Annotated in this window: 17 protein-coding genes; 14 read left to right on the plus strand and 3 right to left on the minus strand. The window is 44.8% G+C overall.

The window, feature by feature from the left end; genetic code table 11:
• Positions 1 to 64: 64 nt before the first annotated feature.
• From rpmF to lysM, 5 genes are all read left to right on the plus strand, one after another.
• Complete coding sequence (gene rpmF / locus NI465_RS09965) at positions 65 to 247, plus strand: 50S ribosomal protein L32 (RefSeq protein ID WP_004279227.1); 183 nt, start codon at positions 65 to 67, stop codon at positions 245 to 247.
• 223 nt (positions 248 to 470) lie between these two features.
• Positions 471 to 1,457 carry an ACP S-malonyltransferase gene (gene fabD, locus NI465_RS09970; protein ID WP_253145155.1) on the plus strand — a complete coding sequence of 329 codons (987 nt, stop codon included), beginning with the start codon at positions 471 to 473 and terminating at the stop codon, positions 1,455 to 1,457.
• On the plus strand, positions 1,454 to 2,188 hold the full coding sequence (fabG, locus tag NI465_RS09975) for a 3-oxoacyl-ACP reductase FabG (protein WP_253145156.1): 735 nt from the start codon (positions 1,454 to 1,456) through the stop codon (positions 2,186 to 2,188). The genes fabD and fabG overlap by 4 nt, the downstream gene beginning before the upstream one ends.
• 83 nt (positions 2,189 to 2,271) lie before the next feature.
• Complete coding sequence (gene acpP / locus NI465_RS09980) at positions 2,272 to 2,508, plus strand: acyl carrier protein (RefSeq protein WP_004646101.1); 237 nt, start codon at positions 2,272 to 2,274, stop codon at positions 2,506 to 2,508.
• Between the two features lie 185 nt (positions 2,509 to 2,693).
• The gene (gene lysM / locus NI465_RS09985) at positions 2,694 to 3,188 is read left to right on the plus strand and encodes a peptidoglycan-binding protein LysM (RefSeq protein WP_004279231.1); all 495 of its coding nucleotides are present in this window, start codon (positions 2,694 to 2,696) and stop codon (positions 3,186 to 3,188) included.
• Positions 3,189 to 3,275: 87 nt separating this feature from the next.
• Here lysM and NI465_RS09990 read toward each other — a convergent pair whose 3' ends face one another.
• Positions 3,276 to 3,743: an Lrp/AsnC ligand binding domain-containing protein gene (locus tag NI465_RS09990; protein ID WP_004646102.1), complete on the minus strand. Its 468-nt coding sequence runs from the start codon at positions 3,741 to 3,743 to the stop codon at positions 3,276 to 3,278.
• Positions 3,744 to 3,883: 140 nt separating this feature from the next.
• Between NI465_RS09990 and NI465_RS09995 the strand changes: the two genes are divergently transcribed.
• The 4 genes from NI465_RS09995 (at position 3,884) to NI465_RS10010 (ending at position 8,300) form a co-directional block, all read left to right on the plus strand.
• A complete protein-coding gene (locus NI465_RS09995; RefSeq protein WP_039901981.1) occupies positions 3,884 to 5,143 on the plus strand; it encodes a D-amino acid dehydrogenase in 1,260 nt (419 codons plus the stop codon).
• Positions 5,144 to 5,177: 34 nt separating this feature from the next.
• Positions 5,178 to 6,290, plus strand: coding sequence for an alanine racemase (alr, locus tag NI465_RS10000; RefSeq protein ID WP_168386742.1), 1,113 nt, complete (start codon positions 5,178 to 5,180; stop codon positions 6,288 to 6,290).
• A gap of 48 nt (positions 6,291 to 6,338) precedes the next feature.
• Entirely contained in the window at positions 6,339 to 6,704 is a 366-nt protein-coding gene (locus NI465_RS10005; protein ID WP_114541406.1) for a RidA family protein, read from the plus strand.
• Between the two features lie 168 nt (positions 6,705 to 6,872).
• Positions 6,873 to 8,300 (plus strand): amino acid permease, encoded by a 1,428-nt coding sequence (locus NI465_RS10010; protein ID WP_168386743.1) that lies wholly within the window; start codon positions 6,873 to 6,875, stop codon positions 8,298 to 8,300.
• 59 nt (positions 8,301 to 8,359) lie between these two features.
• Here NI465_RS10010 and NI465_RS10015 read toward each other — a convergent pair whose 3' ends face one another.
• Together NI465_RS10015 and NI465_RS10020 are read right to left on the minus strand one after the other, a co-directional pair.
• Positions 8,360 to 8,812 carry a CopD family protein gene (locus NI465_RS10015; protein WP_004730607.1) on the minus strand — a complete coding sequence of 151 codons (453 nt, stop codon included), beginning with the start codon at positions 8,810 to 8,812 and terminating at the stop codon, positions 8,360 to 8,362.
• Positions 8,813 to 8,835: 23 nt separating this feature from the next.
• Positions 8,836 to 10,065 (minus strand): beta-ketoacyl synthase N-terminal-like domain-containing protein, encoded by a 1,230-nt coding sequence (locus NI465_RS10020; RefSeq protein ID WP_004730606.1) that lies wholly within the window; start codon positions 10,063 to 10,065, stop codon positions 8,836 to 8,838.
• A 273-nt stretch (positions 10,066 to 10,338) separates the two neighbouring features.
• On the opposite strand from NI465_RS10020, the gene NI465_RS10025 reads away from it, so the two are divergent.
• The 5 genes from NI465_RS10025 to NI465_RS10045 all read left to right on the plus strand — a co-directional run.
• A complete protein-coding gene (locus NI465_RS10025; RefSeq protein WP_253145157.1) occupies positions 10,339 to 11,823 on the plus strand; it encodes an EcsC family protein in 1,485 nt (494 codons plus the stop codon).
• Between the two features lie 156 nt (positions 11,824 to 11,979).
• Complete coding sequence (rpsL, locus tag NI465_RS10030; RefSeq protein WP_002050319.1) at positions 11,980 to 12,354, plus strand: 30S ribosomal protein S12; 375 nt, start codon at positions 11,980 to 11,982, stop codon at positions 12,352 to 12,354.
• A 180-nt stretch (positions 12,355 to 12,534) separates the two neighbouring features.
• Positions 12,535 to 13,005, plus strand: a complete 471-nt coding sequence (rpsG, locus tag NI465_RS10035) for a 30S ribosomal protein S7 (protein ID WP_004279240.1) — start codon at positions 12,535 to 12,537, stop codon at positions 13,003 to 13,005.
• A gap of 128 nt (positions 13,006 to 13,133) precedes the next feature.
• The gene (gene fusA / locus NI465_RS10040; RefSeq protein ID WP_004646111.1) at positions 13,134 to 15,269 is read left to right on the plus strand and encodes an elongation factor G; all 2,136 of its coding nucleotides are present in this window, start codon (positions 13,134 to 13,136) and stop codon (positions 15,267 to 15,269) included.
• 93 nt (positions 15,270 to 15,362) lie between these two features.
• On the plus strand, positions 15,363 to 15,507 hold a 145-nt coding region (locus NI465_RS10045; RefSeq protein ID WP_248604099.1), incomplete at its 3' end, for a GTP-binding protein.

Here is a 15,507-nt window from a genome sequence, read left to right on the forward strand (position 1 = left end):
CTCTTGTGTATAAGACAATCGAATTTGTTCTGATCCATTTTTTCGATCTTTGTAAGGAGCCATCATGGCCGTTCAGCAAAACCGTAAAAGTCGCTCTCGCCGTGACATGCGCCGTTCACATGACGCTTTAACCGAGAATGCATTAACTGTAGACCAAGCTACTGGCGAGACTCACCGTCGTCACCACGTATCTAAAGATGGTATCTACCGTGGTCGTCAATTATTCGCTAAAGCATCTGCTGAATAATTGGTGATGTATTAAGCGTCAAGCTTAGTAGAAAAAATGGGAGCATTTAGCTCCCTTTTTTTTGTCTTTGATTTTTAGGTGTATCGGTTTTTTGTTGTATTTGGCAATTACCGCCGACAAAATTACATGCTAAATTGCGCTCCACAATGATTTAGGTGGTCTTATTGGTCAGTCTTCTTGTTAGGATTGAAGAAGCACACCTCTTGAATGAAAGGATTTTATTATGTCTGCTACACCACTCGAACAAGCAGCGCCAGCAACAAAAATTGCATTTGTGTTTCCGGGTCAGGGTTCCCAAAAAGCTGGTATGCTGGCTGAGCTTGCAGAACAGTTTGCGAGTATTCGCGAGACATTTGCAGAAGCATCTGAAGCCGTCGGTTTTGATCTGTGGCAGATTGCGCAAACTGGCGAAGGTCTGGATCAAACCGAATTTACCCAGCCGGTATTGCTGACTGCAAGTATTGCCTTATGGCGCGTGTGGTTGGAATCTGGCGGTGTAGCACCGAAATATCTTGCAGGCCATTCACTGGGTGAATACAGCGCACTGGTTGCATCAGGTGCTTTAAGCCTGGGTGATGCTGCGAAGCTAGTGAACTTGCGTGGCAAACTCATGCAGACTGCTGTACCTCAGGGTGTGGGTGCGATGGCTGCCATTTTGGGTCTGGACGATGCCAAAGTGATTGAGCTGTGTGCACAAGCAACTGCAGCAGGCGAAGGTTCTGTCGAAGCGGCGAACTACAATGCGCAAGGGCAGGTTGTCGTTGCAGGCAATAAAGATCGCGTTGAAGCAGTGATGGCATTGGCCAAAGAAAACGGCGGAAAAGCCATTGCATTGCCAGTATCGGTTCCATCGCATTGTTCATTGATGAAACCTGCTGCTGAACAGTTTGCTCCGGCATTGGAACAAACCGCCATTGAGCTGCCACGCATTCCTGTATTACAAAATGTAGGCGCGCAAGCGGCAACCAATGTAGATGAATTGCGTCAGGCGTTGACCGCGCAACTTTATGAGTCAGTACAATGGACCAAAACCTTACAATACCTTCAAGATGAAGGCATTGAGTACATCGTAGAATGTGGTCCGGGTAATGTATTGACCAACTTGGCGAAACGCTTGCCGAATATTCAAAAAGCACTTCCACTGGACAGTCAATCCCGTCTGGAAGATGCATTAAACACCGTATTGGCGGCAGAAGGGAAAAGTGCATGACACAGGAACGTAAAGTTGCTCTGGTAACAGGTGCAAGTCGTGGTATTGGTGCTGCGATCGCACAACAGTTGATTCAAGACGGTTATTTTGTCATAGGTACTGCAACGTCTGAAGCAGGTGCGGAAAAATTATCTGCACAGTTTGCTGAAAATGGTGCTGGAAGAGTACTAGACGTACGTGACGGTGCTGCGATTGATGCGCTGGTAACGGACATCGAACAGAATTATGGTCCAGTCCTTACGTTGGTCAATAATGCTGGTATTACCAAAGACAATTTGCTGCTGCGTATGTCTGAAGATGACTGGGATGATATTTTAAATATTCACCTGAAAGCAGTTTACCGTTTGTCTAAGCGTGTACTCAAAGGCATGACCAAGGCGCGTTTCGGCCGCATCATCAACATCAGTTCTGTGGTGGCACACTTTGCCAACCCCGGTCAGGCCAACTATTCTGCTGCTAAAGCAGGTATTGAAGCATTTAGCCGTAGCCTTGCCAAAGAAATGGGTAGCCGTCAGATTACCGTAAACTCGGTAGCACCAGGTTTTATTGCGACTGAAATGACTGAACAGCTAAGCGAAGAAATTCGTAAAAAAATGACTGAGCAGGTGGCATTAAACCGTTTAGGTGATCCGCAGGATATCGCAAATGCCGTAAGTTTCTTGGCTTCGGATAAAGCCAGTTACATTACTGGTACAGTTATGCATGTAAATGGGGGCTTATACATGAGCTAAGCTCAAGTATAAACTTTCCAAATTTTTTAGATTCAATTAAACTAACGGCATTAAAAACGCCACAAGCAATGAGGAGAATTCCTGTGAGCGATATCGAACAACGTGTTAAGCAAGCAGTTGCAGAACAACTTGGTATCAAAATCGAAGAGATTAAAAACGAAGCGTCTTTCATGGATGACTTAGGTGCAGATTCTCTAGATCTAGTTGAACTTGTTATGTCTTTCGAAAATGACTTCGACATCACGATTCCTGATGAAGATTCTAACGAAATCACAACTGTTCAATCTGCAATTGACTACGTTTCTAAGAAACTAGGTTAATCGCCGATTTCAGCTTTGCTGAACATAAAGACCACCCTAGAGGTGGTTTTTTTGTGTCTGCTTTTCACATGAATGGAGGTTTTACAATTCATTACCTTTCTGTCACCAATGACTAACTATCTCTCTAGAGTTTTCATTATAAAAATAAGAGTGATGTGACATTAACAACAAGAATGGAGTCCGCTATGGGTCTTTTTGATTTTGTAAAAGGTATCGGTAAGAAGAATACAGCTGCTGCGGAACCACAGGCTGCACCTACAACGACAACGCCGGCTGCAGCACAACCTGCGGAGCCTTCTGCTCAGGAAGTGGCAAATAAATTACTCGGCCATGTGAAAAGTCTGGGCCTTCCGATCACTGGTTTATCCATCAGTTATAATTCAGCCTCAGATCTGGCGACGGTCAGAGGTCAGGTACAAAGTCAGGCCGATCGTGAAAAGATTGTTCTGGCCGTGGGTAATATTGATCATGTCGCAAAAGTGGATGATCAGCTTACGGTAAGCAGTCCTGAGCCGGAAAGTAAGTTCTACACGGTGAAATCAGGTGACAGTCTGTCAAAAATCTCAAAAGAATTTTATGGTGATGCCAATCAGTATAATAAGATTTTTGAAGCTAATCGTCCCTTGCTCAAAGATGCAGATGATATTTTCCCGGGACAGGTACTCCGCATTCCTGCTTAAGGTTTAATAAGTTCAATCAATGTTCGATCTCAAAGCCCCGTTTGGGGCTTTGTTGTTTCTGCCCGTAGCTTTAAAAAGCCATCATTACTAAATACCCAAGTCCAGATATAAACTTTCTTTAACTTCTTCCATCACCACATAACTGTGCGAGGAGGCAGAGGCGGGTAGTTTTTTCAGTAAATCTCCCAACAGGCGGCGATAAGCACTCATTTCTTTTAAACGCGCTTTGACCAGATAATCAAAATCACCGGAAATTAAATGGCATTCCAGTACTTCTGGAATCTCAGTTAGATTACGTGCCACCTGATCAAAGACATCACCTGATTTGGCGGAGAGTTTGATTTCCAGAAAAACCAGCAGGTTGCGCTCCAGCATTTCCGGATTTAAACGGGCGTAATAGCCCATGATAATGCCTTCGCGCTCTAGCCGTTTTACCCGTTCTGAACAGGGCGTGGTCGATAGATTGACGCGTGCTGCAAGTTCGCTAATGGCAATCCGGCCATCGCGTTGCAGGATATCCAGAATCATGCGGTCAATGCGGTCTAATTTGCGCATCAATATTTCCCTCTTTTTTTTAATTCTGCCCGAAAAAATATTTATTCCACTGAATATACAGTCTGAATATAGTGAATTTAACTATTAAAGCAAAAATATACTAGTGAAATAAACTGAAAAGATGTTTGAGGGTTAAGTTAATGCGCGTATTGGTTTTAGGTAGTGGTGTGATTGGTGTGGCAAGCGCTTACTATCTGGCGCAGCAGGGAGCAACCGTGACTGTGCTGGATCGTCAGGCAGGTCCGGCGCAAGAAACCAGCTTCGGTAATGCCGGGCAGATTTCTCCAGGATACTCGACCCCTTGGGCTGCACCAGGTATTCCGTTTAAGGCAGTCAAATGGATGTTTCAGCATCATGCACCGTTGGCGATTAATGTCGATGGCAGCTTGTGGCAATTGCAGTGGATGGCACAAATGCTGAAAAACTGTAATGCCCAGCATTATGCAGTCAATAAAGAACGGATGGTGCGTGTGGCTGAATACAGCCGTGACTGTTTGCGTAATTTGCGCCGGGATATTGGCATCTCTTATGAAAACCGCGCGAAAGGTACTTTACAGATTTTCCGTAAAGATGCACAGCTGGATGCGGTGCAGCGCGATATCGAGGTTCTAAAAGAAACTGGTGTGGAGTTTGAGCTGCTGGATCGTGATGGACTGGCACGTGTAGAACCGGCATTGGCACAGGCAAAAGACAAACTGGTGGGTGGTCTGCATTTACCGAATGACGAAACGGGTGATTGCTATCTGTTTACCAATGCCCTGGCAGAGCATGCCAAGGGGATGGGTGTAGAGTTCAAGTTCAATCAAAACGTTGAGAAGCTGATTGTAGAAGGTGACCAGATCAAGGGCGTTCTGGTCAATGGTCAGGTGCTCACGGCAGATAAATATGTCTTGGCCTTCGGCAGTTATTCACGTGATTTCCTTAAACCGCTTGAGCTGAATTTGCCGGTATATCCAGTAAAAGGTTATTCATTGACGATTCCTATTTTAGATCCGGCCTATGCACCGCAATCTACCGTGCTGGATGAAACCTACAAAATTGCGATTACACGTTTTGACCAGCGCATTCGCGTGGGTGGAATGGCGGAACTGAGTGGTTTTAACTTGGGTCTGAATGAAGACCGTCGAGGCACGCTGGAAATGGTGACCCGTGATTTATTCCCAGGGGGTGACATGAATCAGGCCAGCTTCTGGACAGGCCTGCGTCCAATGACCCCGGACAGTACGCCAATTATTGGGAAAACCCGTTTTAAAAACCTGTTCCTGAATACTGGACATGGCACGCTGGGCTGGACCATGGCCTGCGGTTCAGGAAAATTAATCAGCGATCTGGTCTTGGCCCGTGATCCTGAAATCAGCACCGAAGGTCTGTCATTGGCGCGCTATCACCAGGCGGCTTAAGACCATCTGAGGCGGAATATTCAAGGAGGAATGTATGCCACGTCCCATTACTGCGATCATTCATCAGCAGGCGCTTGCGCATAATTTAAGTGTGGCGCGCCAATGTATGCCCAATAGTCAGGTATTTGCCGTGGTCAAGGCTAATGCCTATGGGCACGGGATTGAACGGGTCTATGCTGCACTTCAAGGTGCAGACGGTTTTGCTTTTCTGGATATTGAAGAGGGCACGCGCCTACGTGCGCTGGGATGCAAGAAGCCGCTGCTGTTGCTCGAAGGTATTTTCGCTCTCGCGGATTTATTTGAATGTGCGAAGCATGAAATGAGCTTTGCCATTCATTCCCGACATCAAGTGCAATGGCTGAAACAGTTTGCCGAAATAGCGCCGGATGCACAGTTTGATGTGTATTTGAAAATGAACAGCGGCATGAACCGTCTGGGTTTCGAGCCGCAGCAATATGCAGAGATCTGGCAGGAGCTGCAACAGCTGAACACTGTCCGTTCCATTACCCATATGACCCATTTCTCCGATGCGGATGGCCAGCGTTTTGGCGTGGACGGGATTCAGTATCAAAACCTGATTTTTAGCCAGTCCATTCAGGGGCTTGAAGGTAAAATCTCGCTCAGTAATAGCGCAGCCATTCTGCGGCATCATCAAACCCTTCATTCAGACATTGTACGTAGCGGCATCATGCTGTATGGCAGTTCACCAGATTATCCAACACACACGATTCAAGACTGGAATCTGCAACCGAGCATGAGCTTGCGCAGTGAAATTATTGCCATTCAAACGATCCAGACAGGTCAGAGTGTTGGCTATGGTTCCAAATTTATTGCCATGCAGGAAATGCGGGTCGGGATTGTGGCCTGTGGTTATGCCGATGGTTATCAACGACTATCGGAGACCGGTACACCCTTGCTGGTAGATTCAATCAAAACGCACACATTGGGTCGAATCAGTATGGATATGCTGGCGGTAGATCTGACTGCACTGCCGCACGCAGATATAGGTAGTGAAGTGGTACTTTGGGGCCAATCTTCCCAAGGTGTGGTTTTGCCGATTGATGAAGTGGCGGCCAGTTCAGGCACCATCGGCTATGAGCTGATGTGTGCGGTGACCGCTCGGGTTCATTTCCAGATTGACGCTTAAATTTTTAATTTAAATTTTATTTAAATATCCCAAACAAGGAATATCAGCATGACACAGGCAAATACAGCCATTCAGCGACTCAACAGCAATCAAATCATGAGTGCGGTGACGATTCATCAGCAAACCGTGTATCTATCGGGTCAGGTGCCGAATAGCACGGATCTGGATGTACGCGGACAAACACTGGAAGTCTTTGCAAAAATTGAGGAATTGCTCGCATTGGCAAATACCGATAAAAGCCAGCTGCTTTCTGCACAATTATTTGTCAAGCATCTAGATGATTTTGCTACCGTAAACCAGCTTTGGGTGGAATGGTTACGAGGTCATGGTACGCCGGCACGTGCTACGATTCAGGCAGATTTGGTCAATCCGGACTGGCTGATTGAAATTGCAGTCATTGCAGCTCAAGCTTAATTGAATTTTTGATATTGAAATCTCCCATGCAATGATTTAAGTCGTTTTAGTGCAGTAAATCTCACTGAACAGCGCAGTAAAAAGTATGAAAATGTCATATAAGCGTTCGAGGACTGAACGTTGTAAATTCAGCTTGATGCTGTTGTAAAGATTAAAAAGGATGTAAAAATGAAAACCACCCCGGGCACAGAAGACGTAAAATCGTCGCCGCATGAGTTGCAACGAAAACTCTCTAACCGACATTTGCAGTTAATCGCCATTGGTGGCTGTATCGGTACTGGCCTGTTTATGGGATCGGGAAAAACCATCTCCCTGGCAGGCCCTTCAATTTTGATCATTTATATGATCATTGGTGGCATGTTCTTCTTCCTGATGCGTGCGTTGGGTGAAATGCTGTTGTCCAATCTGCATTACAAATCTTTTATTGATATGGCCCATGACCTGATCGGGCCGGGTGCTGGCTATTATATTGGCTGGTCGTACTGGCTGGGTTGGGTGCTGGTAGGGATTGCCGATCTCGCGGCGATTATTAACTATCTGAGTTTCTGGTTGCCCGAAGGCATGGCCTTTACCCCGATGGGGCAGGCGATGATTAGTGTGGGTTGTGTGCTGTTTATTCTCGCGATTAACTTGGTCACGGTAAAACTGTTTGGTGAGATTGAATTCTGGTTCGCACTAATCAAGATTTTAGCCATTCTTGGTTTGATCTTTGTCGGTGGTTATATGGTGTTTAGCGGTTTTCAGGCACCGAGTGGCGCCGTCGCCAGCTTTAGTAATGTCTGGGCGCATGGTGGCTTATTTCCCAAAGGCTTTACTGGTTTTCTGGCAGGCTTCCAGATTGCCATGTTTGCCTTTGTCGGGGTGGAACTGCTCGGTACGATGGCGGCAGAAACCAAAGATCCGGAAAAGAATTTACCCAAAGCGGTCAACGCCATTCCTACGCGGATCATTCTGTTCTATGTATTGTCATTGCTGATGATCATGTCAGTTACACCATGGCATTTGATTCCTGCGGATCAAAGTCCATTTGTGAGTTTGTTCCTGTATGCCGGTATTCCAACTTCAGCCATTATCATGAACCTGGTGGTATTGTCGTCAGTAATGTCCTCTATGAACAGTGGGGTATTCTCGACCAGTCGTATGTTGTTTGGTTTGGCACGTGATGGACAGGCGCCTCAAGCTTTAGCGCGGTTATCTAGTCGGGCAGTACCAGCCACAGGGTTATTTTTCTCCTGTGCTTTTATTATGTTGGGGGCAGCATTTCAGTATTTTGTACCAAACACCATGGAAGCTTTTACTCTGGCAAGTTCGCTGTGTGTGATCCTGTTTATTAGTATCTGGAGCATCATCATGGTGTGCTATATCCGTTACCGTAAGCAGCAACCGCAAAAGCATGCCGCCTCGACCTTTAAAATGCCGGGTGGGGTATGGATGTCTTATGTGGTATTGGCATTCCTGTTATTCGCCTTGATTATTTTAAGCCTAGAACCTGACACTCTAAAAGCTCTGATGATCAGTCCTTTATGGTTGATTATTCTGGCGGTGACCTATCGACTGCTGTATAAGCCACGTATGCGTCAGCGTGGTAATCATTAAATATTCAGACATAAAAAATCCCCGACTGATCGGGGATTTTTTTTGATTGCGTGGGTGAATTAGAAAGTAGGTTTAACCACGACTAAAATCACCACTGCAAATAAGATCAAGGTTGGCATCTCATTAAAATAACGCCAAAACTTGTGTGACTTGTAGTGTGCATTACCAATCAGCTTCTTGCGGTAATAACCACACACCAGATGGTAAATCACCAATAAGCCGACCAGGCCGACTTTAAGGTAAAACCATAAGGCTTCATGGTAATGACGCGTTGCATCACCCCAATCCACCAGAAAGTGTGCCGTAATCAAGGTGGCCAACATGGCTGGCCACATGATGCCACGGTACAACTTGCGTTCCATGACTTCAAAGCGTTGATGACTGATGGCATCTTCGCTCATGGCATGATAAACATATAAACGTGGCAAGTAGAACAAAGCCGCGAACCAGCAAACTACTGCAATAATATGTAATGCTTTTACCCACAAGAAAGCATCAGAAGGAGCATCCATCAAGTCACCCTAAATTGGGCAGCTTAGCCTTCCCACTTTTTGAAAATGAGACAAGCATTTACGCCGCCGAAACCGAAACTGTTACTCATCACAGTATTCAATTTTGCGTCACGTTTTTCAAGCACGATATCAAACGGTTTCGCGCCTTCATCCAGCTCGGTCACGTTGATGTTTGGCGCAATAAAGTCATTTTGCATCATCAGAACCGAATAAATCGCTTCCTGAACACCAGCAGCACCCAGACTGTGACCCGTCATTGATTTGGTTGAGCTTAATGGAGGAACCTGGCCTTCACCGAAAGCACGTTCCATTGCTTTAAGTTCTGTGATGTCACCCGCTGGAGTAGAAGTACCATGTGTGTTTACATAGTCAATTTTATCGACACCGTGTTGCTTTGCTTCTTCTAAAGCCATCAGTACGCAACGTGTTGCACCTTCACCAGATGGTGCAACCATATCAGCACCATCTGAGTTAGCTGCATAGCCTACGACCTCGGCAAGAATGTTAGCACCACGCGCTTGCGCATGTTCCAAAGACTCAAGGATCACAAAACCGCCACCACCGGCAATCACGAAACCGTCACGGTCTGCAGAATAAGGGCGTGATGCTGTTTCAGGGCTGTCATTGTATTTAGAGCAAAGTGCGCCCATCGCATCAAACAACAAGCTTTGTGACCAGTGATCTTCTTCACCGCCACCCGCCAGCATTAAATCTTGTTTGCCGAGTTGAATCAGGTTGTAGGCATAACCAATCGCATCCGCAGAGGTTGCACATGCGCTGGTAATGGTATGCGCCACGCCTTGTAATTTGAATGCAACGCCAACGTTTGCTGTAATGGTGTTGGTCATATTACGTGGTACAAAGAAAGGACCGACTTTACGCGCACCTTTGGTTTGCAATAATTCGTTCATTTCAATAACAGAAGCAGTTGAACCGCCACCTGAACCACCCGCGATACCATAGCGTGGGTTGCCAGCTAGATCTTCAACCTTTAAACCTGCATGTTCAACTGCAGCAAGAGCTGAGTTGTACGCATACATTGCACATACACCCATAAAGCGTTTCAGTTTGCGGTCGATCCCGTCGAAATCCTGCTCGGCTGCAGCACTGACATGACTTTTGAAATTGAGTTCAGCATAAGTCGGATTAAAACGTGTTCCTGAAATCCCGTTTTGTAAAGAATGGTTTACATCCTCTAATGTATTACCAATACATGAGTTAATACCCATGCCAGTGATGACAACACGTTTCATCTACAGATCCTTATAGTTTGCTCTATGCTCAGCGGCAGATATCTGGGTTTTAAAATCGCCCAATCCAGCGCTTAGCCTTATTTCATGATGGGGAACATGATAGCAGAAAGACTTTTGAAATCTTATGGCAAATGTTATGCCGTGTGACAGTCGGTTGAGTTTGTGAGTCGGCGTGTAGGGGTTTTACTAAATGAAACAGAATAAAGTTGAGATAAACGCTGACTACACCTAGTATTTATACCAAATACAAGCACATGAATGCTGAGGTAAAAAATGGTAAATGCTAATAATAAACAATCTAATGGTCTGATTTCGAATGCCTTTGGAGTGGCGAAAAAGTTCAGCTCAACTGGATTGGATTTATTGAATCATGTTGCACCGGATTCGGTAACTAAAGCGTTGAAGCCTTCTAGTTCCGATCAGGTGATTGACGGTTCGGCGAAGACGAAAAGCGCTTTTTCAGCTAAAAAATATGATAATCCTCAGCAAATGCTTCGCGAGCATCTTCCAAATGTCTCTCGTCAACTTCTCGGGCGCCGCTTTAATACCGTGAATAATGTCGCGCATTTTGTTTCTCCAGACTTAACCGAAAAAGTGTCTAACTACTTTTATGACCGTCTGAATCAATTCAGTAATCAAACCAGTTCGGTGGATGCCATTCTGAATGAAGCTGGAGCGAAAGATTTAGAAGAATTGACTCAGGACGTCGACCGATCCAAGCGAATTTCACAGGCTTTAGGTGAACAAAACAAATGGATTGCGACGGTTCAGGGTGCAGTGAGTGGTGCTTCAGGGATGCTTGGCACCGCGATTGATATTCCCGCTTCTTTACTGATGGCGTTGCGTACCATTTATCAAGTCGGTCGCTCTTATGGTTTTGACCTGAGCAAAGAAGATGATCAGGAAATCGTCCAGCATATCTTTAGACAGATCGACCTGAGCCTGATTGCAGAAAAGCAAACCTTGTTATTGGGTTTAAAAGCGTTAAGTAATACCCTTAAAACTCATGATATCTCCCAGCTACAAGCCATGCTAGGTTCTGATAATGATGTCAGCGCTATCAAACAATGGCTAAGTCGTCATGAGGGAGAGGCTAAATGGGAATGGATGAATCATCTGCCAAAAATTTCGATTCTGGAGCGATTAACCAAACTAACGCCTCTGGCAAGTGCAGGTATTGGTGCAGTATATAGCCACCGTTTTGTCGAGGATGTAAATCAGAAAGCTCAAGAAGCATTCTCACATGCACGCCAATACCTGATTCAGCATCAGGATTCGCAATTGTCTCCTTATGCTGCCTATGAAAAAGCAGTCAGTTTGTTACAACAGGCAACTCCGAAACTCCTAAATGGTGCCTCTCACGACGTTGAGCCTGCGAAAGATAAGCCGATCATGGATAAAGATATTGCGATTGAAGGCAATAACACGATTACCCAAGTCAAGCTGGTTAAAAAAGAGCAGAATGATCTAAGCTCTGAAGAAGCAGAAGTGAAGAAAGATGAAAAGGTGAGTGAAGGGCTGGAGGCGCTTAACGATGAGTTGGTTGAACCTGCGGTAGATAAGCAGTCGCAACAACCCGCTTTAACCAAAACTTCATTTGATCCGGAAATCGAAGCTGAACTGCATCCAGAAGCTGCTGACGAGGCAGAGGCTGCTACGGAAACTTCACAGCAGGGTGCAGAGGATCAAGAAAATTCGGAAACTGAATCTGAAGCTCAAGACGTTACCAAAAAAGCCGGTAAAAATTCAAAAAAATAAGCGAATTTTGAAGGTAAATAAAAGCAGGCAAATGTCGTGAGAAACGGTATTTGCTTGGCTTGAGTAGGTTGACCAATTTTGCATCTTGAATTACAATTGCATGCCCTCAAAAAGTAGTAGTTTTTTGGGGCTTTTTATTAACGGGAGAATTGCCAAATGGCAACAACAAATCAGTTGATCCGCAAGGGTCGTACGACTTTAGTTGAAAAATCTAAAGTTCCTGCGTTGAAGGCTTGTCCACAGCGCCGTGGTGTTTGTACACGTGTTTACACAACTACACCTAAAAAACCTAACTCAGCAATGCGTAAAGTTTGCCGTGTTCGCTTAACTTCAGGTTTCGAAGTTTCTAGCTACATCGGTGGTGAAGGCCATAACCTACAAGAGCACAGTGTTGTGCTTATCCGTGGTGGTCGTGTTAAAGACTTACCAGGTGTACGTTACCATACCGTTCGTGGTTCTTTAGACTGTGCTGGTGTTAAAGATCGTAACCAGTCTCGTTCTAAATACGGTACTAAACGTCCTAAGAAATAATTCGTTAAGAATTAAATTTTAAGAACGTAGAACCGCAATCCTTTATCGTCTCGCTTGTCTGATTTCTGCATTAATTTTGTGAAAATTCCAAGCGACGTATAGTAAGGCCAGCGAGTAGTACATGACACTTTGTACTCATGCTGGATAAACCTGAAGTGTCATCTTTATAGGTAGTTTAAAATGCCAAGACGTCGCGTAGTCGCTGCTCGTGAAATCCTTCCGGATCCTAAGTTCAGCAGCCAAACAATCGCTAAATTCATGAACCACGTAATGCAAGATGGTAAAAAATCTATTGCTGAAAGTATCGTTTACGGTGCTTTAGACCGCGTTCAAGAAAAATCTAAAGTAGACCCAGTTGAATTTTTCGAGACTACTCTTGAAAAAGTTCGTCCTATGGTCGAAGTAAAAGCACGCCGTGTTGGTGGTGCTACATACCAAGTTCCTATGGAAGTACGCCCATCCCGTCGTACTGCTCTAGCGATGCGTTGGTTAGTAGATGCTGCTGCTAAGCGTTCTGAAAAAACTATGGCTTTACGTCTTGCTGGCGAGTTGCTTGATGCATCTGAAGGCAAAGGCGCTGCGGTTAAGAAACGTGAAGATGTGCACCGTATGGCTGAAGCCAACAAAGCATTCTCTCACTACCGTTTCTAAGCAGATAAAACAGGCCCTATTCAGGAGGGTGATAAGACCGTTATGGTTTTGTCACCAAAGCGCTTTAAGTTGCTATGCAGCTTAAAGCGTCCTGTTTTAAACAACAAAATTTAGGAATGCTAGAAATCATGGCACGTCAAACCCCAATTTCTCGTTATCGTAACATTGGTATTTCTGCGCACATTGATGCGGGTAAAACCACAACTACAGAACGTATTCTGTTCTACACAGGTGTATCTCACAAAATTGGTGAAGTACACGATGGTGCAGCAACAATGGACTGGATGGAGCAAGAGCAAGAACGTGGTATTACCATTACTTCTGCTGCTACGACTACATTCTGGTCAGGTATGTCTAAACAGTTCCCTGAACACCGTATCAACGTAATTGATACACCGGGACACGTTGACTTCACAATTGAAGTTGAACGTTCTATGCGTGTTCTTGATGGTGCGTGTATGGTTTACTGTGCTGTAGGTGGTGTACAACCTCAGTCTGAAACTGTATGGCGTCAAGCGAACAAATACCAAGTGCCTCGTTTAGCATTCGTGAACAAGATGGACCGTACTGGTGCCAACTTCTTCCGTGTTGTTGAACAAATGAAAACACGTTTAGGTGCATCTCCAGTACCTGTAGTAATCCCTGTTGGCGCTGAAGAAAACTTCCAAGGCGTAATCGACTTGATCGAAATGAAAGCGATCATTTGGGACGAAGCTTCACAAGGTATGAAGTTTGAATACGGTGAAATCCCGGCTGAACTTCAAGAAACTGCTGAAGAATGGCGTACAAACATGGTTGAAGCTGCTGCTGAAGCTTCTGAAGAGTTAATGGATGAATACCTGAACAATGGCGATTTGACTAAAGAACAAATCGTTGCTGGTCTACGTGTCCAAACTTTGGCTTGTCAAATTCAACCAATGCTTTGTGGTACAGCATTCAAAAACAAAGGTGTTCAACGTATGTTGGACGCAGTAATTGAATTCTTACCGTCGCCTACAGAAGTTAAAGCGATTGAAGGTGTTCTTGACGATAAGGCTGAAACTAAAGCGATTCGTGAAGCATCTGACGAAGCTCCGTTCTCTGCACTTGCGTTCAAAATCATGAACGACAAATTCGTAGGTAACTTAACTTTCGTACGTGTTTACTCTGGTGTTCTTAAACAAGGTGATTCTGTTTATAACCCAGTTAAATCTAAACGTGAACGTATCGGCCGTATCGTGCAAATGCACGCGAACGATCGTCAAGACGTTGAAGAAATTCGTGCGGGTGATATCGCTGCGTGTGTAGGTCTTAAAGACGTAACTACAGGTGATACACTTTGTGATGAGAAAAATGTCATCACACTTGAGCGTATGGAATTCCCAGAGCCAGTAATTGCATTGGCTGTTGAACCAAAAACTAAAGCTGACCAAGAAAAAATGTCAATTGCTTTAGGTCGTTTGGCTAAGGAAGATCCATCATTCCGCGTTCGTACTGATGAAGAGTCAGGTCAAACAATCATCGCTGGTATGGGTGAACTTCACCTTGACATTATTGTTGACCGTATGAAGCGTGAATTCGGTGTTGAAGCAAACATTGGTAAACCAATGGTTTCTTACCGTGAAACGATCAAAAAGTCAGTTGAGCAAGAAGGTAAATTCGTTCGTCAAACTGGTGGTAAAGGTAAATTTGGTCACGTATACGTACGTTTAGAGCCAATGGATGCTGATGCTGGTAAAGACTACGAGTTCGTTGAAGAAGTTGTTGGTGGTGTAGTTCCTAAAGAATTCTTCGGTGCTGTGGATAAAGGTATCCAAGAGCGTATGAAGAATGGTGTCCTTGCTGGTTACCCAGTTGTAGGCATCAAAGCTACATTGTTTGACGGTTCTTACCACGATGTCGATTCGGACGAATTATCGTTCAAGATGGCTGGTTCTTATGCCTTCCGTGACGGTTTCATGAAAGCAGATCCTGTTCTTCTTGAACCTATCATGAAAGTTGAAGTAGAAACTCCAGAAGACTACATGGGCGATATCATGGGTGACTTAAACCGTCGTCGTGGTATGGTTCAAGGTATGGATGACTTGCCTGGCGGTACTAAAGCAATTAAAGCTGAAGTTCCACTTGCAGAGATGTTTGGTTACGCGACTCAAATGCGTTCTATGTCTCAAGGCCGTGCAACATACTCTATGGAATTTGCTAAATATGCTGAAACTCCACGTAACGTGGCTGAAGGCATCATTTCTAAATTCCAGTCTGGCGGTAAAAAAGGTGACGACGAGTAATCTTTCGATTACTATAAGCCCAAACTAATTCATAGTTAAAAACCAAGTGCTCATGCAGTGATCCTGCATGAGTAGTTTAAAAAGGAAGATCTCATGGCTAAGGCTAAGTTTGAACGTAATAAGCCACACGTTAACGTGGGCACAATTGGTCACGTTGACCATGGTAAAACAACTTTAACAGCTGCAATTGCAACTGTATGTGCGAAGAAATTCGGTGGCGAAGCGAAAGACTACGCTG

It is taken from the genome of Acinetobacter lwoffii (assembly GCF_024129855.1).
Lineage (GTDB): Bacteria > Pseudomonadota > Gammaproteobacteria > Pseudomonadales > Moraxellaceae > Acinetobacter > Acinetobacter lwoffii_L.

What these genes read in the sequence shown, in the direction of transcription:
- rpmF (WP_004279227.1), top strand. Translation starts at nt 65, where the DNA reads ATGGCCGTTCAGCAAAACCGTAAAAGTCGCTCTCGCCGTGACATGCGC.
- fabD (WP_253145155.1), top strand. Translation starts at nt 471, where the DNA reads ATGTCTGCTACACCACTCGAACAAGCAGCGCCAGCAACAAAAATTGCA.
- fabG (WP_253145156.1), top strand. Translation starts at nt 1,454, where the DNA reads ATGACACAGGAACGTAAAGTTGCTCTGGTAACAGGTGCAAGTCGTGGT.
- lysM (WP_004279231.1), top strand. Translation starts at nt 2,694, where the DNA reads ATGGGTCTTTTTGATTTTGTAAAAGGTATCGGTAAGAAGAATACAGCT.
- NI465_RS09990 (WP_004646102.1), bottom strand. Translation starts at nt 3,743, where the DNA reads ATGCGCAAATTAGACCGCATTGACCGCATGATTCTGGATATCCTGCAA.
- NI465_RS09995 (WP_039901981.1), top strand. Translation starts at nt 3,884, where the DNA reads ATGCGCGTATTGGTTTTAGGTAGTGGTGTGATTGGTGTGGCAAGCGCT.
- alr (WP_168386742.1), top strand. Translation starts at nt 5,178, where the DNA reads ATGCCACGTCCCATTACTGCGATCATTCATCAGCAGGCGCTTGCGCAT.
- NI465_RS10005 (WP_114541406.1), top strand. Translation starts at nt 6,339, where the DNA reads ATGACACAGGCAAATACAGCCATTCAGCGACTCAACAGCAATCAAATC.
- NI465_RS10010 (WP_168386743.1), top strand. Translation starts at nt 6,873, where the DNA reads ATGAAAACCACCCCGGGCACAGAAGACGTAAAATCGTCGCCGCATGAG.
- NI465_RS10015 (WP_004730607.1), bottom strand. Translation starts at nt 8,812, where the DNA reads ATGGATGCTCCTTCTGATGCTTTCTTGTGGGTAAAAGCATTACATATT.
- NI465_RS10020 (WP_004730606.1), bottom strand. Translation starts at nt 10,065, where the DNA reads ATGAAACGTGTTGTCATCACTGGCATGGGTATTAACTCATGTATTGGT.
- NI465_RS10025 (WP_253145157.1), top strand. Translation starts at nt 10,339, where the DNA reads ATGGTAAATGCTAATAATAAACAATCTAATGGTCTGATTTCGAATGCC.
- rpsL (WP_002050319.1), top strand. Translation starts at nt 11,980, where the DNA reads ATGGCAACAACAAATCAGTTGATCCGCAAGGGTCGTACGACTTTAGTT.
- rpsG (WP_004279240.1), top strand. Translation starts at nt 12,535, where the DNA reads ATGCCAAGACGTCGCGTAGTCGCTGCTCGTGAAATCCTTCCGGATCCT.
- fusA (WP_004646111.1), top strand. Translation starts at nt 13,134, where the DNA reads ATGGCACGTCAAACCCCAATTTCTCGTTATCGTAACATTGGTATTTCT.